Source organism: Sinomonas sp. G460-2 (genome assembly GCF_047759905.1).
Lineage (GTDB): Bacteria > Actinomycetota > Actinomycetes > Actinomycetales > Micrococcaceae > Sinomonas.
In genome coordinates this window covers 1-3,864 of sequence record NZ_JBKZWT010000332.1, presented here as the reverse complement: position 1 = coordinate 3,864, position 3,864 = coordinate 1, and the positions used below count along the sequence as shown (strand labels likewise).

4 protein-coding genes and 1 pseudogene are annotated in these 3,864 nt (G+C 69.6%); 4 read left to right on the top strand and 1 reads right to left on the bottom strand.

All coding sequences use genetic code 11. From position 1 onward, the window contains the following. The 3 genes and pseudogenes from ACLN58_RS19190 to ACLN58_RS19180 form a co-directional block, all read left to right on the top strand. Window positions 1-253, top strand: a pseudogene (locus ACLN58_RS19190) (hypothetical protein); the annotation flags it as partial. A 640-nt stretch (window positions 254-893) separates the two neighbouring features. Beyond that, window positions 894-2,126, top strand: a complete 1,233-nt coding sequence (locus ACLN58_RS19185; protein ID WP_415856836.1) for a PP2C family protein-serine/threonine phosphatase — start codon at window positions 894-896, stop codon at window positions 2,124-2,126. A 198-nt stretch (window positions 2,127-2,324) separates the two neighbouring features. Beyond that, window positions 2,325-2,621 (top strand): hypothetical protein, encoded by a 297-nt coding sequence (locus ACLN58_RS19180; protein ID WP_415856835.1) that lies wholly within the window; start codon window positions 2,325-2,327, stop codon window positions 2,619-2,621. Window positions 2,622-3,059: 438 nt separating this feature from the next. Here the strand turns inward: ACLN58_RS19180 and ACLN58_RS19175 are convergent, their stop codons facing one another. Next, window positions 3,060-3,470 carry a hypothetical protein gene (locus ACLN58_RS19175; RefSeq protein ID WP_415856834.1) on the bottom strand — a complete coding sequence of 137 codons (411 nt, stop codon included), beginning with the start codon at window positions 3,468-3,470 and terminating at the stop codon, window positions 3,060-3,062. Window positions 3,471-3,562: 92 nt separating this feature from the next. Between ACLN58_RS19175 and ACLN58_RS19170 the strand changes: the two genes are divergently transcribed. Then, the gene (locus ACLN58_RS19170; RefSeq protein WP_415856833.1) at window positions 3,563-3,856 is read left to right on the top strand and encodes a hypothetical protein; all 294 of its coding nucleotides are present in this window, start codon (window positions 3,563-3,565) and stop codon (window positions 3,854-3,856) included. Window positions 3,857-3,864: the final 8 nt, after the last annotated feature.

Sequence of the window (3,864 nt, the reverse complement as noted above, 5' to 3'; positions counted from 1 at the left end):
CGACCGCCTCGAGGCCTCGGGCCACCTCAAACGCCAGCACAGCGCCGAGGACCGGCGCCAGATCCTCCTCGCCTCGACACCAAGCGCGCGCGCGACGGGCCGCGAGATGTTCGACCCCATGGTCGAGCACCTGCTCCCCGTCCTCGCCGACTACACCCCGGAGCAGCTCGCCCTCGTCGCGGACATGGTGCAACAGCTGACGACGGCGATCGCCGACGCCCGCGTGGGACTCACCGCTGAGGGCGGGCACTAGCTGGCTCAATCCGCGGCACTTGGGGACGAGAAGGTTCTGCGGCCTGGAGGGTGGACAGAACGGCCGGTCTGCCTCCACACTCCCTTGCATGGTTGAAATCTTGGGGGATGGGACCATGGCCAGTGCGGACGAGGACACTCTTGCCGGGCAGGGGCTCGTAATTCTTCGGGACGCGCTGGAGAGGCCGCGCCCGTGCCATGAGGCGAAGTGGCGCCTCCTCCGTCTCGTGGGCTCGCACGGGTGGCATCCTGAACGGGGCACTCTACGAGAATCTCTGCTGCGTCCAGTCCTTCCGGGCCGCCTGAGGGGTGGCAGGATCGTTGCCGCGGGCATGCGGCTGCGCGCAGCCCTGGGCGACGGGGCCCCTTCAGAGGGGGCGGGCCGCCGGGCCGAGCCTTCCCGGCCGTTCGTTGCGCAAGGCCGGGGCCCTACCGCGAGGCTAAGGCGGGGCGGTGTTGCTCCGCTGCCGCAAGTGGATGGAGGTTGCCCGCCGACCGGCTCCGGCGGGCCTTGCTCCGTTTCCGTGTGGCGGCTTGGGTGAGCGGGTGCCCGCCCAGGCCTCGTGCCGCGGGCCCTCGGTTGCGGACGCCCGAACGGTGCCGGCGGCGGTCAGGCCGGGTGCGGGGGTAGGTTGACCGTCATGGAGTGGATGGAGAGGGTCCATCGGATGGCCCTGGACCGGCGACGCCTCGGGGCTCTGCGCGGCACTGGGATACTCGACACGCCACGGGAGGGACGCTTCGACCGTTTCGTCGAGGCGGCCTGTGCGCTGCTCGAGGCACCCATGGCAGCGATCAACTTCGTAGACGCCGACCGACAGTGGACCAAGGCCGAGGCTGGACTGGGTGGGCTCGAACAGGAGCCGCTGGCCGAGTCGATGTGCGCGCACACCCTGGAACAGGACGCCACCCTAGTCGTCGAGGACGCCTCCGAGGACCCGCGTTTCGCGGGAGGCAGGTTCGCCGCGGACGGCGTGCGGTTCTACGCCGGACACCCGGTCCACGCCCCGAACGGAGAGCCTATCGGTTCCCTGTGCGTCATGGACACTCAGCGCCGGTCCCTTTCGGGCAGGGACCGGAAGGTCCTCGTTGTCCTTGCCGGCCTGGTCGAAAGCGAGATCGCATATTCCGGCGAGCTCGACCGCGCCGCCCAGGTCCAGCGGATGCTGCTGCCGCATGCCTCGCCCGAGCTGCCCGGATACCGGATCGCCGGCAGGTGCGCGCCTTCGGGCTCAATCGGCGGGGACTTCTTCGCCTGGCAGCTGCTCCAGGACGGCACCCTGCAGATCCATTTCGCCGACGTGATGGGCAAAGGCATCCCCGCCGCGCTCATCGCCGCCTCTTTCCGGGCGGTCCTGATGGGCGCTTCCAGGTTCAACGACCAGCTCACCACCATCAGGAGGGCCGCCATTGCATCGCAGGAGCTCTTCGAGGACACCGAGAGCTTCGCGACCCTCTTCTCCGCCCGCCTCGACCCAGCCACCGGGGGCCTCTGCTATGTCGACGCCGGGCACGGCCTCGCAGCCGTCCTTGGCCAGAACGGCACGCCGCGCCGGCTGCGCACCGGAGGACTGCCCATCGGCGTCAAGCGCGACGACGACTGGGGACTCGGCGAAGAGCGCCTCCGCCCCGGTGAGACCCTCGTGGTCCTCAGCGACGGAGTCCTCGACCTCTTCCCCAGCATCGAAGCGGCGCTGGCAGCGCTCGCCCGCTCCGCCCCCGCCGGGGACCTCACGCCCGAACGCATCGTCGATGCCGCCATGGACCACGCCCTGCGCCACAAGCACTCAGACGACGTCACCATCCTGGCTCTGAGGAGGACACGCCCGCCGAGGCCGACCCGCCCCGGCCTGATGCCCCGTACGAGGCCCTGAGCGGAAGAGGCAGGCGGACTGAGACTGAGCCCCAGGGGTCAGCGGGCGATGTGGTCGATGCGGTCGACGGCCTCGGGGTCGAGGGCAGCCGTGTCCTCGATCGTCCGAGCGACACCTGACTGCTGCGGACGCGACGGCGCAAAAGAGTACACCCTCTGGGGTGAATACGGGCCGTCCTATCACGGATAGCCTTTGGACATGAATCCCCCAGCGCCGGGGAACGAGGACGACTCGCCGGCACGCAAGGCTTCCGAGACTGATCTGGACCATGCCACAGTCAGGGAGCTCATCGTCCAGCTCGCCCTGGTCGAGGACGGCCTCAGAGGCTCCGAGGGCCGGGATCCAGCCCGCGCCGCTGCCTTGGCCCGGCGGGAGCAGTCGATCGTGGCAGCCCTGCACCGCAACGGCCTGGGGGTCAGGGGCCAAGGCGGTATGGGCGCCCCTCCCCACAGGCAGGTCCCCGAGGAGCAGGACCCCGGGCCGATCGTGGCATGAGCGCAGGATCGGCGCAGGGAACGGAATCCTCCGGGCCAGGAAGGGCCGCCGGCGGCACGAAGGGCACGGCTGCCACCGGCCCGGGTTGCTCGCGGTGGATCCTTCGCACCGCCCAAAGGGTGGTGGTCAGGGACGGGGGCACCGAAATCCATGGCTATGCCGTCTCGATGGCTCGCGACGGGGAACTTGTCGATGTCGTGTGGGCCGTGGCCTCCGGACGGCACCGCCGGAGGGCCTTCCATGTAGACCGGGTCTTCCTGCCCAGTAAGGACCGTCCTTGGGCGGGCTTCCCGATTTGGCGCGGCCAGCCCGAGACAGCCGGGGGCGCCAGCCTCGACAAGCCTGCACGGCTGCCTCAGTAGCCCCTCCCCCGAAGCCCCGAACTCGCAGCTGTCCTTCGTTGTGCGCCTGCTCAGGTCTTCAACAGGTGTTGTTCTGTCAGACGGGGCGGCACCTGAAGCGGAGCTGCTGCCGTCGTCTGCGGATGGCGACGAGGGAGCGTCCGGTGAGCCCGGAGACCTGGGCGTCGGTGAGGTCCTGCCCGGAGGTGAGGCGTTCTTCCTCGGGAGTCCAGAACCGGTGAGTCTGCTTGACCGCGGTATCCGAGTTGGGGCGGCGGGGGTCGATGGTCATGGTCTCCGGCCAAAGGTGGTGGGAGCGGGAGAGCCGGGTCTCGAAGCGGACGACGTCCCCGGTGCGGTTGTCGTCGAGCTTGACGAACTCGACGACGATACCCGGGTCGGAGACTTCGAAGCGAGGCTCTACGGCCGCGGCGGCGATGACTCGCTGCACAAGGTTGGTGCGGTAGTCGTCTTGGACTGCGTCGGCGATGTCCGCCCTCGGCCTCATGGTGACTGTGAAGCTGTGCTCGACCTGGTAGGTGTTTGGGTCGGGGAATTTCGGCGCCCTGAGCAGGTACCTCGCCGCTGATCGAGGCGGCGATGGTGAGGTGGTCCGGCACCCCGTCGGTCAAGGTGGACGCCCTCGCGGTTCTGAGCCGGCTGCTCGAGGCGGTCCCCGCCGGGGCCCACCGTCGCTACACCGCGGCGCTCGTCTACGCGGGCATGCGCGCGGGCGAGGCGACCGCGGTGCTGGTACGCGACGTGGACCTCGAGCAAGGGGATCATCAGGGTCAGCCGCAGCTCTCGCCCGGCCCGCACGGGGAGCTGATCGAACAGAGCCCCAAGAGCCACAAGGACCGCAGAAGATCAGCCCGTCCACGTTGCGGTCCATGAGGTGGTCA